18 protein-coding genes are annotated in these 17702 nt (G+C 38.3%); 2 read left to right on the forward strand and 16 right to left on the reverse strand.

From position 1 onward, the window contains the following. Nucleotides 1-178: 178 nt before the first annotated feature. The 14 genes from mtrB to prsW all read right to left on the reverse strand — a co-directional run bounded on the left by mtrB (nucleotide 179) and on the right by prsW (nucleotide 14031). The gene (mtrB, locus tag QRN68_RS01315; RefSeq protein ID WP_049666799.1) at nucleotides 179-397 is read right to left on the reverse strand and encodes a trp RNA-binding attenuation protein MtrB; all 219 of its coding nucleotides are present in this window, start codon (nucleotides 395-397) and stop codon (nucleotides 179-181) included. Nucleotides 398-460: 63 nt separating this feature from the next. Next, complete coding sequence (gene folE, locus QRN68_RS01320; RefSeq protein ID WP_285394784.1) at nucleotides 461-1030, reverse strand: GTP cyclohydrolase I FolE; 570 nt, start codon at nucleotides 1028-1030, stop codon at nucleotides 461-463. Between the two features lie 637 nt (nucleotides 1031-1667). After that, nucleotides 1668-1940 (reverse strand): HU family DNA-binding protein, encoded by a 273-nt coding sequence (locus QRN68_RS01325; RefSeq protein ID WP_004232618.1) that lies wholly within the window; start codon nucleotides 1938-1940, stop codon nucleotides 1668-1670. A 199-nt stretch (nucleotides 1941-2139) separates the two neighbouring features. Beyond that, nucleotides 2140-3618, reverse strand: a complete 1479-nt coding sequence (spoIVA, locus tag QRN68_RS01330; protein ID WP_285394796.1) for a stage IV sporulation protein A — start codon at nucleotides 3616-3618, stop codon at nucleotides 2140-2142. 92 nt (nucleotides 3619-3710) lie between these two features. After that, nucleotides 3711-4526 (reverse strand): hypothetical protein, encoded by an 816-nt coding sequence (locus QRN68_RS01335; RefSeq protein ID WP_285394797.1) that lies wholly within the window; start codon nucleotides 4524-4526, stop codon nucleotides 3711-3713. A 22-nt stretch (nucleotides 4527-4548) separates the two neighbouring features. Further along, nucleotides 4549-4761, reverse strand: a complete 213-nt coding sequence (locus QRN68_RS01340; protein ID WP_285394798.1) for a DUF2768 domain-containing protein — start codon at nucleotides 4759-4761, stop codon at nucleotides 4549-4551. 527 nt (nucleotides 4762-5288) lie between these two features. Next, nucleotides 5289-6305 (reverse strand): NAD(P)H-dependent glycerol-3-phosphate dehydrogenase, encoded by a 1017-nt coding sequence (locus QRN68_RS01345; protein ID WP_285394799.1) that lies wholly within the window; start codon nucleotides 6303-6305, stop codon nucleotides 5289-5291. Between the two features lie 209 nt (nucleotides 6306-6514). Further along, a complete protein-coding gene (gene der / locus QRN68_RS01350; RefSeq protein WP_068982865.1) occupies nucleotides 6515-7825 on the reverse strand; it encodes a ribosome biogenesis GTPase Der in 1311 nt (436 codons plus the stop codon). Nucleotides 7826-8023: 198 nt separating this feature from the next. Further along, nucleotides 8024-9160, reverse strand: coding sequence for a 30S ribosomal protein S1 (rpsA, locus tag QRN68_RS01355; RefSeq protein WP_285394800.1), 1137 nt, complete (start codon nucleotides 9158-9160; stop codon nucleotides 8024-8026). A gap of 102 nt (nucleotides 9161-9262) precedes the next feature. Further along, entirely contained in the window at nucleotides 9263-9937 is a 675-nt protein-coding gene (gene cmk, locus QRN68_RS01360) for a (d)CMP kinase (protein WP_285394801.1), read from the reverse strand. 74 nt (nucleotides 9938-10011) lie between these two features. Continuing rightward, nucleotides 10012-10671 (reverse strand): flagellar brake protein, encoded by a 660-nt coding sequence (locus QRN68_RS01365; protein ID WP_285394802.1) that lies wholly within the window; start codon nucleotides 10669-10671, stop codon nucleotides 10012-10014. 84 nt (nucleotides 10672-10755) lie between these two features. Continuing rightward, on the reverse strand, nucleotides 10756-12039 hold the full coding sequence (locus tag QRN68_RS01370; protein WP_285394803.1) for a PepSY1/2 domain-containing protein: 1284 nt from the start codon (nucleotides 12037-12039) through the stop codon (nucleotides 10756-10758). Between the two features lie 16 nt (nucleotides 12040-12055). Further along, nucleotides 12056-12880, reverse strand: a complete 825-nt coding sequence (gene sleB, locus QRN68_RS01375; protein ID WP_285394804.1) for a spore cortex-lytic enzyme — start codon at nucleotides 12878-12880, stop codon at nucleotides 12056-12058. Nucleotides 12881-13356: 476 nt separating this feature from the next. Continuing rightward, on the reverse strand, nucleotides 13357-14031 hold the full coding sequence (gene prsW, locus QRN68_RS01380) for a glutamic-type intramembrane protease PrsW (protein ID WP_285394805.1): 675 nt from the start codon (nucleotides 14029-14031) through the stop codon (nucleotides 13357-13359). A gap of 120 nt (nucleotides 14032-14151) precedes the next feature. Between prsW and QRN68_RS01385 the strand changes: the two genes are divergently transcribed. Both QRN68_RS01385 and QRN68_RS01390 read left to right on the forward strand, forming a co-directional pair. Further along, on the forward strand, nucleotides 14152-14298 hold the full coding sequence (locus QRN68_RS01385; RefSeq protein WP_285394806.1) for a hypothetical protein: 147 nt from the start codon (nucleotides 14152-14154) through the stop codon (nucleotides 14296-14298). 64 nt (nucleotides 14299-14362) lie between these two features. Then, complete coding sequence (locus QRN68_RS01390) at nucleotides 14363-15331, forward strand: asparaginase (protein WP_285394807.1); 969 nt, start codon at nucleotides 14363-14365, stop codon at nucleotides 15329-15331. A 28-nt stretch (nucleotides 15332-15359) separates the two neighbouring features. Here the strand turns inward: QRN68_RS01390 and QRN68_RS01395 are convergent, their stop codons facing one another. After that, nucleotides 15360-16901: an aminotransferase class V-fold PLP-dependent enzyme gene (locus QRN68_RS01395; RefSeq protein ID WP_285394808.1), complete on the reverse strand. Its 1542-nt coding sequence runs from the start codon at nucleotides 16899-16901 to the stop codon at nucleotides 15360-15362. A 4-nt stretch (nucleotides 16902-16905) separates the two neighbouring features. Continuing rightward, nucleotides 16906-17466 (reverse strand): glycerol-3-phosphate acyltransferase, encoded by a 561-nt coding sequence (locus tag QRN68_RS01400; protein WP_285394809.1) that lies wholly within the window; start codon nucleotides 17464-17466, stop codon nucleotides 16906-16908. Nucleotides 17467-17702: the final 236 nt, after the last annotated feature.

Raw genomic sequence — 17702 nt, forward strand, 5'->3', positions numbered from 1 at the left:
TAGAAATTCAACTGCCATCCACTGGAGTCTTTAACTTATTTCAGCGGATGTTTTGACACCCGCTGAAATAACTTAAAATCGGATTAATAACATTACTAAGTTTTACACAACTAGTCGATATATATGTGCCATCACAATTTTGCTTGGACATAAAACCATTAAACGTAATTTCTCTCTATTACTTTTTAGCTTCGCTATTTATAACACCATGAGCTGTATGAATCTGTGCTTTCCCACGAATTTTCATAGCAGATGTATGTTCAGTAAATTGTGCAATCATAACTTCGCCTGCATCTAATTTTTCAGAGTGATGAAACTTTGTATCTGTACCTCGTGTTAAACCGATTACATGTACACCATCTTCCTCTGCTTGAATAACAATATAATCTTGTGCCATTGTCTGTACACTCCTTAAATCCGACAAATTCTTAGTCCATCATAACATAATTAGACATGCAATTTAAGACATTTGAATAAATGATAATACTTCTCTACGTTTTACTTCGTCTTCTTCGTAAATGCCGCGTGCAACCGATGTCACAGTTTTAGATCCTGGCTTCTTAAGTCCTCGCATAGTCATGCACATATGCTCCGCCTCAATCACTACATAAACACCTTTAGGAGAGAGCATTTCCATAATTGTATCTGCTACTGAAGAAGTAATACGCTCTTGTAATTGCGGGCGACGAGCAATGGTTTCTACCGCACGTCCTAATTTACTTAGTCCAGCAACAATGCCATCGTTTGGTATGTAGGCTACATGTGCTTTCCCATAAAAAGGAACTAGATGATGCTCACACATCGAATAAAACGGAATATCCTTTACAAGTACTAATTCCTCATGATCTTCATGAAACACTGTTTTAAAATAATCTTTTGCGTCTTCATGTAAGCCACTAAACATTTCCGCATACATTTTTGCAACACGTTTCGGTGTATCGAGTAAACCTTCACGATTTACATCTTCACCTACGGCTTCTAAAATCATTTTTACTGCCTCTTCTATTTTCAATAAATCAACATTCGACATCCGTAAAAACCCTCCTGCGTATCTATACATTACACATTTCCTTATGCATCGTAGCATATCCAAAAGGTAAGCGCAAAACGACTTACTTGATTCAAAAGAAATTCAACGCTATATAAGCAAAATAGCCACTTAATGGTTTCTAATTAGGAGTATATATTACAATTTGTGACTCACACCATTACGTGTGGTTGATTTCCGTTCCAGCTGTGGGCGTCCGATGAGGCACTTCACTCGCGAGGCTCGCTCCAGGGTCCCAAAAGAATCGTCCAGCCGGAACGAAGATCAACTAATATTCTGGTATATGTTTTAACAAAGGTAGCCCAACTTTTAGTGATGGACCTAAATTGTGAAAATAATATCTCTAACGCTTACACTTTCGTTTATTACATCTTTCTATGTACCATTAACTTATTTAGCTATCTGCGCAACTTTTTTTAGTGAAGAAATATAATGTTGGTCACTCAGTCGTGTGTTACTATCGCTTCGCTTTCGTGCAGATAAATTACCACAGGACGTGGCGTTTTAGACTGAGTTCCTCTATTTCAGCGAATGTTTGGACACCTGCTGAAAGAAGTTAAAAAGAGCAGCCCCCATGTTATTTACATGAAGACTGCTCTATGTAACTACTAGACGTGTATTATTTTACAGCATCTTTAAGCGCTTTACCTGGTTTGAAAGCAGGTACCTTGCTAGCAGCGATTTCGATTTCTTTACCAGTTTGTGGGTTACGACCTTTACGAGCCGCACGTTCACGTACTTCAAAGTTACCAAAACCAATTAATTGTACTTTGTCACCCTTTGCAAGAGCATCTTGAATTGTATCAAATACAGCTTCAACTGCTTTAGAAGCGTCTTTTTTAGAAAGACCTGCAGCTTCAGCAACAGAGTTTACTAATTCTGTTTTATTCACACCATTCACCTCCTCTCAAAGGGTCATGAATCAATTCTGTAAAAAGAGTAACACATAGAAAACCGCTACGCAACTGTATTCATTCATGATTATAACCAAAAAATCAATTTTTCACCCAAAAAACAAAAATAACAGGACTTTTCGCATAAAAACGAAAAGCCCCGTACTATTTTTTTGCGCTTTTTTTCACTTTTTATTACTACAAAATAAATGTTACTAAACCTCTATCACCTTCGTTCACCATACGTTCAATTGTTTGTCGCATCCGTTTTTTGGCTGTAGCTGGGACAGCATCCATTTTATAGCGAATCCCCTCTTTTAATACCTCATGCAGCGGAGTTCCGAAAAGCTGTGTGCTCCATAATGCTTCACGATCATGTAAATATGCATGATTTAAATCCTTAAGTAATTGTTGACTATGGAATTCAGAGCCTATTAGTGGCGCGAATTCTGATTCCATATCTACTCGAATGATATGATAAGATGGTGCCTTTGCTTTCATACGTACACCAAAAAAATTATTTTGTTTAATGAGCTCTGGTGCTGTTGGCTCAAATTCCTGCATCATCGGCAATGTTACACCATAACCAGTCGAATCTGCTTCATTAATGGCGCTTTTAAAGCGTTTTTGAGCCTCTTTTGCTTCTGCTGCCTCTTTAATAAAGAGTAGCCAATCCCGCTTCGTCTCAATTGGCTCATCTAGCCATTCATTGCAAACCGACTTATAGAGCTCACCTTGCAATGACACTCGAATGACTGCGGTACCAATACCCGCATCCACATGCACCACTTCACTTTGGTCTATAAAATCAATGGCTTTAAAGGCATCTGACGCCTGCTGCACATCTCTTATTTTCATAATTGATGATAACACTTCTTCCATCGAATCAATTAATGCTATGTTCAATGGGTGTGTTGCATCTAAAACATCTAACCAATCTGGTTTCTCAACCTCAATTGTTCGGATTGGAAATTCAAATAACGCTTCTTGCAAAATATACTGAATATCAGATGCACGCATTTGATCAATTGAAGTAGCAATCACTGGAACATTATAGCGCTCAAATAATTCATTTCGAAGCTGTACCGTTTCTTCCCTTGCTGGCATTTGGCAATTCAATACAACAACAAAAGGTTTTCCTATTTCTTTTAATTGTTCAACAATTTCCTCTTCGGCCTTCTCTGCCGCACGACGACTTATACCATTCACCGTACCATCCGTTGTTACAACAATTCCAATATTGGCATGGTCACGAATAACTTTATCTGTTCCTATTTTCGCCGCTTCCTGGAATGGGATAGGCTCTGTGTGCCAAGGTGTATGCACATATTTCGGCCCATTTTCATCCTCATATCCCTTTGTACCCTCAATGATATAACCAACGCAATCTGCTAAACGAATTTGGAACGTCATTTCATCATCACCGACCGCAATACGTGTTGCTTGAGCAGGCACAAACTTCGGCTCAGCAGTCATAATGACTGGCCCCGGCGAGCTTTGTGGCAACTCGTCTTGTGCGCGCATTCTTTCTGTTTCATCCACAATATTCGGTAACACGACCGATTCCATAACCTTTTTTACAAATGTTGATTTACCTACACGTACTGGACCGACAACACCAATATAAACATCGCCATTTGTGCGCTCTGCAATTTCTCTAAATACTGCTTCACTCAAGGTTTCTGCCTCCTTTATCTACGCTTTTTCACTATATGCAAGCTGGTAGATAAATATGAAAAGCTCCTCACAAATGTAAGGAGCTTCTTGATTTATTCTTTTTTATTCTTGGCTTCTTCCTCTTTTTTATTCTTTGCTTCTTCCTCTTTTTTAGCTTCTTCTATAACCTTTTCTCTAGCTTTTTTTGCGTCACTATTATAGGCTTCCATAAAGAAAATCGGCTCACCTTTTTCATCTACTGTATATGGTACAGAATATGCAGGAACTACTGGATACTTATCGACAAGTAGCTGACGAATATCATCTCCAGGCTTCACATCAGGCTTGTCTTCTTTTAGTAGTTGACCTAAATCGATTGAATAGTCGACATGTAATTCGCCGTCACCTGTCATAAACATTGGCAATTCGGCACCGGAATAGGGACTTTTCACTGTTACGTCATTTTTATACCCTAATGCTTCAAAGTCAATTTGATATACATTATCTGCAGTTGCATCCTTTATCGGTAAATATTGGGTAGACATTTTACGAATATTAATTTCACGAATACGCTCTGCGGCATTTAAATCTACCAACTTTACTTTAGCTTCGTTTTCAGGATCCCAAATAATATACTGGAAAATACCACCTTTTTCGTAGGCATTTCCAGGAATTTGCGCAAGATATTTAGGTACTAGTTTATCAAAATCAATTAAATATTTTATATATATATCAGTATCTAGTTCACTGTTTTTAATTGGAACTAGTCCACCAGTTGCTTCACGATATTCATCAACCGCTCGCTGAACCCCCGCTAATTGGTCAGCATCAGGCACTAATTTTGCCATTTTTTCGTCTTCTGGATATACACAACCAACTAGAAGAACTGCGGATGCTATTACCAATAGAAAAGCACTTAGTTTTTTCATGTCACTTCCACCTCATTATTTTTTATGCTGGCCATGTGGCAACAATTAGTACCATTAAAAATGTGCCAAGTCCAAACAGTATGTATGCTATTAAATTTACGATTGTACGTAAAAAAACGTTGGAAACCTTATTACGACCTAAATAAATTAAACCGACTGATATAATCATAAAACCAATACAATAAAAGGATACCCACATTACATCAAGCGCAGGTAAATGTGCTAACGGACCCATTCAAGACAACCACCTTTCCTCTATGTCAGAAAACAATCAAATTATATTATACTATGTGCTTTCGCTAAAAAGAAATAGTTGTCCAATAACTATCATTAAATGGACAACCTTTATAGTGATGACAGTTGAGTTGATTAACCATTTTTATACATGCGAAGAGGCTGATTTCCGCTACGAGCTACTCACTTTGTCGCAGTCGCTACGTTAGCACTACGCTTTCGCACGGAAAACATTCGCTCCGTGCAGGGTCTCGTCTGTCTCGCTTTCTCGCTTCTCGCGGGAAGCTATGCTCTGCGACGACAGCGAAGCGACAGGAGCTCTCGAGTAGCCCTACGCTACAATCAGTTAAAATGGAAATATATCGGCAAAATAGTAACAAAAAAATCCTTTTATCGCTCAATAATAAACCTATTTTTTCCTAATCAACACGCCTATAGTGATGATTAAAAAGAATAAGGCGTCTCAGTTATTCTCTGAGACACCTTATTTATGTCCATTTTATGACAAAACGGATCAAATATATATTATTAATGCATCATGTCATCGATTTCTCGTTTTTTCATTCGCATCATTAATGCATCAACTGCTATTTTCGGTTCTATATTATTAAATAAAACGCCATAAAGCTCCGTTGATATCGGCATAGCAACGTCATATTTCTCTGCTAGTTGATAGGCAGCTTTTGTTGTGCGTACGCCCTCAACAACCATGCCCATTTGGTCGAGTACCTCTGGAAGTTTCATGCCTTGCCCCAGCAAATTACCTGCGCGCCAATTACGAGAATGCACGCTTGTACACGTTACAATCAAATCTCCCATACCAGTAAGCCCTGAGAATGTAAATGGATTCCCCCCCATTTTGACTCCAAGGCGTGAAATCTCAGCCAACCCTCGAGTAATAAGTGCCGCTTTGGCATTATCGCCATAATTTAAGCCGTCTGTAATACCCGCTGCTAATGCAATGACGTTTTTCAATGCTCCACCTATTTCTACGCCGAGAACATCCTCATTTGTGTAGACACGGAAAAATTGATTCATAAATAAATCCTGCACTTTTTCAGCAGCTTCAATGTTAGCGCATGCTGCTGTCACTGTTGTAGGATGATGCAAAACAACTTCCTCTGCATGACTTGGACCTGAAAGTACAACAATTTCTTCTACACATTCAGCTGGTAGACTTTCTGCCAAAATTTCCGAAATCCGTTTTAATGTATCAGGTTCAATTCCCTTTGATACATGAACGAACAGTACTTTTTTATCGAGTGATGTCATCATTTTTTCACACACTTCTCGAATGGCCTTAGTTGGCACGGCAACGACAATTATCTCTGAATGAGCAACTGCTTCAGAAATATCACTTGTTGCATGTAAATTTGCTGGTAGTATCGTTTCGGGTAAATACTTCTTGTTCGTCTGCTGGTTATTAATTTCTTCTGCTTGATCAGTTCGATGGGTCCACAAAAGCGTATCATGCCCATTTTCTGCAAGTACCATCGCAAGCGCTGTCCCCCACGAGCCTGCCCCTAACACACAAACTTTTTCCATTTAAAATCCTCCCTTGTTAAGAAAAAAGACAATTCACCCTTTTTAGCTACGATAAATGCTAGAGAAAGACTTGTATTACACTTTAATTCGAGTAACCTTCGAAGCAATCTTATAGTAGACATTAGAAAAATTATACTTTCCTCTCTTGTAAAAAGACGCCACCCAACAACTTTCGTCGGGTTGGCGTACTGTATGTGTATATTTTTTTCCTAAGCACGAGCACGGGAAATTAAACGAATTGGCGTTCCTTCAAAATCAAATGTTTCTCGAATACGGTTTTCTAAGAAACGTTCGTAAGAGAAATGCATTAATTCTGGTTCATTGACAAATACCACGAACGTCGGTGGCTGTATCGCAACTTGAGTTGCATAGTAGATACGAAGACGGCGGCCTTTATCAGCTGGCGCTGGGTTACGCGCCACAGCATCCTCAATCACTTCATTAAGAATAGATGATTGAATACGCATTGCATGGTTTTCACTTACACGTTGTATAATCGGTAAAATTTGATGTACACGCTGTTTAGTATTAGCCGATACAAAAATAATTGGTGCATAATCTAAGAATAAGAAATGCTCACGAATTTGTTGAGTAAAGACGTTCATAGTTTTCTCGTCTTTTTCAATAGCATCCCATTTATTCACAACTATGATTACAGCTTTCCCAGCTTCGTGTGCATAACCTGCAATTTTTTTATCTTGCTCTTGAATGCCTTCTTCTGCATTTAGAACGACTAAAACAACATCAGAGCGTTCAATTGCACGTAGCGCACGCAATACAGAGTATTTCTCTGTCGTTTCGTACACTTTCCCTTTTTTTCGCATACCTGCAGTATCAATAATGACATATTCTTGACCATCATACGCGTAAGGTGTGTCAATAGCATCTCGAGTAGTACCAGCGATGTTACTAACAATAACGCGGTCTTGGCCTAAAAATGCATTTACTAATGAAGATTTCCCAACATTAGGACGGCCAATTAACGAGAATTTAATGACCTCGTCTCCATATTGCTCTTCATCTTCTTTTGGGAAGTGTTTTGCACATTCATCTAATAAATCCCCTAAACCTAAGCCGTGAGAGCCTGAAATAGGCCAAGGCTCACCAAAGCCAAGCGCATAGAAATCATAGATCATCTCGCGCATGTCTGGGTTGTCAATTTTATTCACTGCTAAAACGACTGGTTTTTTTGTTTTGTATAAAATTTTTGCCACTTGCTCGTCTGCAGCTGTTACACCTTCACGTCCGTTTGTCATAAAAATAATAACATCTGCTTCATCAATGGCGATTTCTGCTTGTTGACGAATCTGCTCTAAAAACGGCTCGTCCCCAATCTCGATACCACCTGTATCAATAATATTAAAGTCATGTGTTAACCACTCTGCCGAACTATAAATACGGTCGCGTGTTACCCCTGGAATATCTTCCACAATTGATACACGTTCTCCAACGATACGATTAAAAATCGTCGACTTACCTACGTTCGGACGACCTACGATGGCTACTACTGGTTTCGTCATCTGTACTTCATCCTTCCAACTTCTTGTCTTTCGCTATTATACACGAAAAATGCCATTATATCATATCATATCCACAATAGAGCGCGCTATGTACTGTTCTATCCATCTCTTTTTAATTTTTTTCGTCATTTTCGCCTCTTCTATCCGCTTCCTCCATAAAAAAAGCAAGGACACAAACTGTATCCTCACTTGTCAAGTTTATTTAAAGTTTTTTAGTTTATCGCCAATGACATCACCAAAAGAGAAGCCTGTGTTTTCTTCTGGTAATTTATAGTCGATTACTTCCTCAGCCTCAGGATTTTCAAGTAAATCTTTAATGCTTAGTGCTAAACGGCCATCTCCAGCATTTACATCAAGCACTTTTACCTGTACTTCTTGTCCTTCTTTCAAAGCTTCGTGTGGCGTGTTAATATGCTTATGCGCGATTTGAGAAATATGCACTAAACCTTCTACACCTGGGAAAACTTCCACAAATGCTCCAAATGAAGTAAGTCGTTTTACTTTCCCATCTAATATTGTACCTATAGCAGCACGCTCTTCGATGTTCGACCAAGGGCCAGGAATCGTATCCTTAATAGATAACGAAATACGCTCATTTTCTGGGTCTACAGAAAGAACCTTTACCTTAACTTCTTGTCCTTCTGATAAAACCTCGCTCACATCACTCACATGCTCATGAGACACTTGTGAAATATGCACAAGGCCATCAATACCACCAAGATCGATGAATGCACCAAATGATGCAATACGTTGTACTTTACCATCTAACACATCGCCAGTTTTAATTTGGTTAATAACATCTTTCTTTTGAGAAGCTTTTACAGCTTCCACTACAGCACGATGTGATAAAATTAAGCGGTTTTTTTCTTTATCAAGCTCAACAATTTTAAAGCTAAGAGATTTGCCTTTATAGTCTTCGAAATCATCAACAAAGTAATCTTCTACAAGGGATGCTGGAACGAAGCCACGTACTCCTAAATCGACGACAAGACCACCTTTAACAATATCCTTTACTTCCGCTTCAAAAACTTCCTCAGCGTTGAATTGTTGCTCAAGTGTATCCCATGCTTTTAAAGCATCTACTTTACGTTTTGATAATACATAGTTTTCATCTTCAACCTTTGTAATCATCAACTCCAGCTCATCTCCAACAGAGATTAAGTCAGACGCTTTTTCAATGTGTAAGCTTGATAATTCACTTATCGGAATAATCCCGTCGAATGGTGCACCTGGAATTGAAACAGTTACCGCTTTTTCATCAACCTGCTCTGCAATACCTTTGACGATATCACCTTCGTTAAACGTTTGTTCTGCATAGTTCATTTCTTCAGACATATGTAACCCTCCTTCGCATCTTCCCTTACTATTTTATTCGATTTTGAAGACAAAAACAAAAATAAATCCTTTAAATTCAAAAAATGTCTGAAATTTTTGGATTTACACCATTTTTTCTTGCGCTAATTTTAAAATGGCCTGTGCTGCATCATCAATTGACAGTGCTGTCGTGTCTAAAAATATGGCATCTTTTGCTTGAATTAGTGGTGATGCTTCACGCTCACTATCCATTTTATCACGTAGAGCAATCTCTTCTTGAAGTTTCTCAATTGAAGATTCAATTCCTCGCTTTTGATTGTCAATAAAACGACGTCTCGCTCTCTCTTCTACAGTTGCAGACATAAAGATTTTTAGCTCTGCATTCTTTAACACATGCGTAGCAATATCGCGCCCATCCATAACAACGCCACCGTTAGCTGCAAGTTTTTGTTGCTGTGCCACTAATAGTTCACGCACTTTAGCATGAGCCGATACTTCTGAAACAGATGAAGTTACTTCATTTGATCGAATTTCTGCCGACACGTTCTTCCCGTCTAAATAGACAAGCTGCCCATGAGATGAAGGTTTTAATTCAATTGTGCTAGATGCTAACATTTCTGCTAATTTTGTTTCATCATCTAAATGTATGTTTTGTTGCATTGCTTTATACGTCACAGCACGATACATTGCTCCCGTGTCGATATAAGTAAATCCAAGTGCCTCCGCAACAATTTTTGCGATTGTGCTTTTCCCAGCACCAGCAGGTCCATCAATCGCAATTTGAATGTTTTTCTTCATATTCTTCCCTACTTTCTATCACACCACATTGTACCATAAAAAAGCCCTCTACTAGCAGAGGGCTTTTTTAAAAATCAATCATCAAAAGGATTCGTTTCTTTACGACGATTGACTAACTGACGTTCAAAGCAAAAACGAACAATATGCTGTTTGTCTACATCATCTGTATCTGTTAACTGTATAGTTGCTATTTTTTTGTCATCGTTTTCGTCTATACGAACAACCGTCGCATCCGTGATTACATATTTAATATCCCCATTGGCATACGGTAAAACAATTGTTAACTTAACCTCATCATCATCTTGGAAAGCAATTGCCCCTTTTAGGACAACTGCCAAACCACCTGCGCTAATATCCGCAGTTACTAGCTGATATTTGTAATCCTTAAACTGTATCGCTACATCCACGGGTGTTTCAACTCGTACATATTCACGACGTTGAATTTTGATAAAGTCTTCTGCCTTTGGACAGTGCAACATAATCATTGGTATATTGCCAGCTTTACGTCCAATCACTTCTGTATTGAAAGCAAATGATAGTTTGTCCTCCGTAAGAAAAGTAGCACTAAATTCAGAACCGTCTATTAAAAATGCTGTTTTCTTTGTGACAACATTTATTGGATAATCGATGTAAATGATATTGTCTTTTTGTTCTACAACTTTACAGCGAAATCTTTCAACACGCTCTGTATAAGTTGGTTCAAGTTCTAATTGTGTACCAATTTTTATTTCCATGAGCATCTCCCCGAGCACAAATATAAATTCATTATCGCATGAGATGCCCATTTTGGCTATATGAACTGGTATTTTTTCCTTAGATTACGTTAAATATTCCACTTTTAAGACGTTGTGATTTTCTGCATCAATTACAACTCTGAATGTTTCTTGGGTATTTTTATCACGGACCGCAATCACCTCATAACAAAGGCGTTGATCAAATTGACCGTTATCTGTATAAATTTTTCTTACTTCCTCTACTTTCACATCATTATCGAAGAAAGTTTTCCAATCAATTGGTCTTGGAGTTTGTGATTTAATCGTCTCTTCCTGAATATATTCCATTGCATTGGCACCAAGTAACTCGCCGTTATCCTTTGCAAGTTTTAGTTGAACGCCATCTGCATAAATCAACGCATTATCTCCAGGATGGACACGTGCAAATGTCAGATGCCATGCTTGATTGTTTTCACGAGATTCCACAAATGCAACATCATTCATGCCAAGTCGTTTTAAATATTCTTCAGCTTTTTTCTTAATTTCATCCTGTGATAATCTTGCTTCATCTACTGGGCGTTCCACTAAGTAGGATATTAAATGCCCACCCTTTTCTGTTAAATCGACATATCCTAAACGAATACCTTGGTGGAATTGGATATGATAAAACGGATATGGTGCAGTATCACTACTTTTCGTAACAGTAAATGTTGCATCTTTTATGATAGGGAATAAATTTTTCACTTTTTCCAATGCTTCTTTTTCAGTAATGACTGAATCTTGCAATGCTTTAAGTTCTATTTTTTTCTGCCAATCCGATTCACTTAATGTCAGTGGGAAATCTTTTTCGTTGTAATCTTTTAATGTCTTTTGTACATTATCAAATGTTGTATTCGGGCTCTTAGTATCTACTTGTCGTAACCAGACATCCATTTTACCGTTATTTTTATAAAAGTCTACTGTCGCGGATGTCCATTCATCTGAAAGTGATTGTAAATTTGTAGAGACCTGTGGCATTTTTTTTCGCCAAGCTTCATAATCTCCTGTTTCTGCTGTTTTCTTTGCCTCATCTCCTAGGCGTCCTAAGTAACTTAGCCAATCGTTTGAGACTTCTTGCCCGACAGGAATAGTAGCTAAAGAAGATTGAACGTCAGAGCTTAGTCGCCAAACAGAATCTAACTCATTGTCAATTGCTTTGTCATCTTGAAACAATAGAGATTGTGAAACAGCTTTTTGTAGACCAGATAATTTCTCAGATGCATCCGTTAAACTATTTGTGTACTGAGCTAGCACAGTACGTTGTAAACTAGCGTTTTCTTTATTCACATGAACGCTATATGCCCCTAATCCAATAACTGCCACAGTAAGTATAACAAGCATAGTTCTCATTTATTTTCCTCCTTTCTTATGAACAGAAAATGTGTTCTCCAATTTGTTTTATTTGAGGTCGTGACCAAATCCACTTACTTGTAGCTGTCTTCGGATTAAAATAATAAAGTGCATTTTCTGAAGGATCCCATCCATTCATAGCGTCAATAACAGCTTCTTTTGCGCGTTCGTTGGGTTCAAGCCAAATTTGCCCATCCGCCACTGCTGTAAATGCTAATGGTTGGAAAATAATACCTGAAATTGAATTTGGGAAGTCAGGACTTTCCAGACGATTTAAAATAACAGCCGCTACTGCTACCTGACCTTCATAAGGCTCTCCCCTCGCTTCACCATAAACCGCATTCGCCATTAACTGTACGTCTCTTTCAGTATACTTTGGAGGTACTTGAGTTTTAGTGCCGTTATTATTACTACTACCACTACTTTTACCTCCACCACCACCACCGCCGCCAGTGTTCGTTTTCACTTGCTGTTCAAGTGGCTTGCCTCCATAATAGGTAAATTGATTACCTGCATTTAATTGAGCTTTAACCCAAGCTTCATCGTAATCTGAATTGCCAGATAAAGCTTTTTTTGTATTAGCGCCGGCTATTCCATCCACTGGTAAACCATATTTCTCTTGGAAATTCCGTAAAGCCCAATATGTGTTATAGCCAAATTTTCCATCAATTTTACTTTTATAAAATCCTAAGTATTGTAACCTTGACTGCAGTTCAATGACATCATCTCCATAAGCACCACGAGAAATCTGTTGCTCGGTAAAGGCTATGGCGTCATTTTGCGGAATAGCAAATATGCCAACCCCCAACATCAAAGCAAAAATTAAGCTTACTAAACGCATTATTATCACTCCTTTTATTCATAGCTTGAAACAAACGACTCATTTTATACATATCAATTTTGCCTCGGCAAAATTGCGTCCAGAGGCTTTGTGCTTAAACCTGCAAATGTTTATTGCGCGAAAGCGAAGCGGCAGCGGCACCGATGCAGGTCAGGTAGCGATTTTAGGCTAACATCCTATATTGAACTCTTTTCCGATTACGTGAAATCCGCTGAGGCTTTGGGCCAACGTGATGTTGGTCACTCAGTCGTTGCCACAGGACGTGGCGTTCTTAGACTGAGTTCCTATATTTCAGCAGGTTTTTAGACATTTGTAACTGCCGTTTCACTTACGTTACATAAAACACTTGTAACTGCCGTTTCACTTACGTTACATAAAACACTTGTAACTGCCGTTTCACTTACGTTACATAAAACACTTGCTGAAAGAAGTTAAAAAATAGAAAAGCGTAGAAATCTTTTATAGATTTCTACGCTTTATATTTTTTTATGCATATGCAAATGTTGCACAAGATGATAGTGAGCGAGCTTGACTTTTCGCAGCCCAAACCACCACAAAAATAGCATAAACGGTATCATTAAATATACCCAGTACCCTTTGAATGTTAAAATTGTATTATATAAAATGTGTAATACTACCGGTGCACAAAGCGCCATAGCAATCATTTCTTTCGTCTTTGCAAGCTTCGAAAACTTGGCACGTCCATAATAATAGCCCATTACAACACCGAACAAAGCATGACTTGAGACAGGTAATAATGCTCGCATAAATGCAGTATCTAAACCAAATGAAAATAAATAAAGAACATTTTCAATCGTGGCAAAACCAAGAGATATACTTGCACCATACAATATGCCATCATACGGATCATCAAATTCTACATGATTGTAGATTCCGATTAAAAGAACAAACCATTTAAAAAATTCTTCAACTACACTAGAAAAAACTACATCTTGTAGATAAAGATATCGAAAAACCCCTTCTTCTGTTAGTACATATTGTAAAAACAAGATTGGGAACGTTAAAAATGCGCCATACAAAAACGTTTGAAGTAAGGTTCTTCTTGGCTCCGTTGCCATCTGATTGCGCAAATAGAAGTAACTAAAAAGCGCTAGACCGGGAGCAATGGCAGCTGATAATAAAATGATCATGTTGCCGGCTCCTTTCAAAAATCAATTTCGCCTTGACATAATTATGATCAAACTTTAAATTATGTTAGCACAATTCAAAATCCGTGACATCCGCTGGAGGCTTTAGACCAACAATGTTTTTTGCAAGAAAGCAAAGCATCAGCAGCAGATGGTTTTGCCACAGGACGTGGCGTTCTTAGAGTGAGTTCATCTATTTCATTAGATGTTGGACAACCATATTCGCATTCATCTCATCACCTTCAAAGGTGGGAGACTTCTGCTGAATGAAGATAAACTGCTATTATTATACCATGTAATGACATAAAACTTTTTAAAAGGAGATATCTTTTTTATGAAAAAAACAATTTTATTAATTCATACCGGTGGAACAATATCTATGGCAATGACTGATGAAGGTGCCGTTATACCAAACAAGGAAAATCCGCTAATGAAGGAAAGCAACAAACTCAACACACTTGCTACAATTATTGAAATGGAGGCTTTTAATCTTCCATCTCCACATATTACACCAAAAGAAATGCTTACATTACGTAACCTCATTATTGAAAAAGTTTCAGAGGAGCAAATTGATGGCATTGTCATCACACATGGTACTGATACATTAGAAGAAACAGCTTATTTTTTAGAGTTAACTACTGATTTATCGATTCCTATTGTCTTAACGGGTGCAATGCGCTCCTCCAACGAACTTGGTGCAGATGGTATTTATAACTTAGTGGAAGCCGTTCGTGTAGCTGTTGATGAAGAGGCGCGTGAAAAAGGTGTGCTTGTTGTCATGAACGATGAAGTCCATCTTGCTGTTAACACTACAAAAACAAGCACAAGCTCTGTAAACACCTTCCAATCACCACAGTATGGCCCGATTGGACTTATCACAAAATCAAGAATATTGTTTCATCATGCTCCCATCCGCCGCCAATATGTAGATATTCATGGATTACCAAAACGCGTGGCCATGCTGAAAGTGTATGCTGGCATGGAGGTTGATTTACTTGATGTAGTACTCGCATGTAAATATGATGGCGTTGTGTTAGAAGGACTTGGACAAGGTAATGTCCCTCCAACAGTTGTTAAAGGGATTGAGAGTCTCTTAGAGCGCGGTATTCCTGTTATACTCGTATCCCGTTGTTTTAATGGTATCGCAGAGGGTGTCTACGGCTATGTTGGTGGTGGCAAAATGCTCGAAGACTTAGGAGCTATATTTGCAACTGGTATTAATGGTCAAAAGGCACGATTAAAATTATTAATTGGGCTCAACACAGCAGGCACTCCTCTTGATTTAAAGGAATTTTTCATGTAAAGCTAATGTATTCAATTTTCACGTCAACTTATGCATCTTCAACTTGCTTATAATAACTTAAAATATTATGTAATTGATCGATTGCAAACTCAAAATCTGGCTGTATTACTGAAAGCTGTATAAAATTTCTTCGCCGTAAGTATTGGCTATCTGCATGAACATAAAACCCATTTAACTTTAAATCGCTCTGTAGATTTGCTAAAGCCTTAGGAAGTTGTAAAGTGATTAACATTGGATATTGTCTAGTTGAAACTTGATAGTGCATAAATGGTAGCTGCAGCAAAGTAGTAAAGCGTTGCTGTAGCTGTCCATATCTTTCTGGATACGCTTGTAATGCTGCTTCAACATTTGCAACAAGTACTGCTGGTAACGTAAACGGAATCGCACCTTGCTGGTAATTAGCTAAATCGAGATAAGCAGGTAATGTAGTAGATGGTTTCACAATGTTTTGCGAAAAAACAAAAGCCAAGCCGCTAAGTGCACCAATAGCTTTTCCACTTACTGCAGTCGCTAAATAACAATCTTCTAAAGAAAATGGCATTGCTCCGAACGAACTAATGCAATCTACGCAAAGCTTTATATCGTAACGTTTAGTCAGATGTAAAATTCCTTTTAAGTCATTACAAGTACCAGTCGACGTTTCCCCATGTACTGCAAGAAGCCATTGATAAGATTTTTTTTGTAGATACGAGTCCAACATATTTGTATCAAACGATTTTCCCCAATCTTGCTCTATCACATCAAAATCCAATGACCATCTCTCTGCTTGTTTTCGAAGACGTTCTCCAAACTCACCATTTGTTAAAATTAGTCCACGCCCTAATTGTTGAGCCTTCAATTGCCCTAACATCACTTCATTTGCCAATGTCCCTGTTCCTACAATTGTAGCTACATGCGCTGCTCCTGATAATTGAAGCAACTTGTTTCTCATTTGCTCAAATATTGATTGAAAGCCTAACGAACGATGAGAAAGCTCAGAATACTGGAATGGTTCGTTTTGTTTCACTGGCCCTGGATAAAATGTATGGCAATCCTTCGCAAGTCTTTGCTGTAAAGACTTTTCAAATTGCTGTCTCGTTAATACCATTGGTAAAAATAAAGCATCTTCTGTCCCTGTAGCAGGGGCAAATTGAGTAAAACCCATTTGCTTATAAAGTTTTTCTTCACGAGTAGTACCTGAGATTACTGCTGCTGAATAACCTTTTTCGTATGCAAAAGCAGTTAATGCTTGTGTCAATTTTAGTAGTACTCTTCCTGTTCGATATGCCTTCCTCACAGCAAGCAAGCGAATTTCACATAACTTATTACTAATTTCCTTTGATAGATATTGCTCAACCTCTCCTATCTTTTCATCAATTGAAAACGGTCTTTGATCTCTAAAGGCAAGCATACCTATAAGTTCTATTCCTTTGTAAACAACGATATACGTATTTTCATGATGAAAACGGTCAATTTTTTTTCTAGCGGAGTTAGGTTTATGCTGTGGAATTTCTTCGACAAAGGTTTCATAATTTAATCGCGCAATTTCCTCAAACTCCGCTTCTGTATGTGCTATTTTACACCAATACATGTAATCACTCCCTACTCCCTAGAGCTTCTTTAATATTCGACATATGTTTAATAAGCATAAAGCTTATTGCTATTAGTATCGGTATGTATAACAGTAATTTATCTGTATAAATAATCGCTCCAATATATAATACAAAGCCACCTAACATGCTAAGTGTTAAACTTCTAGTTACAATAAGGGTAAGAGCTGTCCCTACAACCATCATTAAAAATAAGCTTGGTGACAATGCCAGACCTACACCTATAAAAGTTGCTACTCCTTTTCCCCCTTTAAATTTAAGCCAAAACGGAAACAAATGACCAAGCATTACTAAACAAGCACCTAGCACTATTTCCCATTCTTCGAAATGCCATAAACGTCCTACAGCAACAATAAGCACACCCTTTAAAGAATCCCCTAAAAAGGTCCATATAAAAGCAGCTCTCCCTATAACACTGCCAGCATTTCGAGCCCCTAAGTTTTTACTCTTATGCTCCTGTAAATTAACACCATACGCTTTTCCAACGACATACGCCGTCATAAAGTTCCCTACAACATAACTTAGAAACCAATATAATCCAAGCATTTTTTCACACCTTTTTTATCAGCTTCGATGAAATTATGTCTCATCACCATAACGCAGGGTTGGGATTTCCGTTCCGACTGAGCGCTTTCCCAGGCGCGTCCCGATGAGCCCACTTCGCTCTTTTATCCGTCGCTCTGGCCCTTCTTTCCGTCGCTTCGGCCTCTTTCCGTCGCTTTGGCCCTTCTTTCCGTCGCTCTAGCTCTTCCATCCGTCGCTTCGGCCTCTTTCCGTCGCTT

Source organism: Lysinibacillus sp. fls2-241-R2A-57, from assembly GCF_030209535.1.
GTDB lineage: Bacteria > Bacillota > Bacilli > Bacillales_A > Planococcaceae > Lysinibacillus.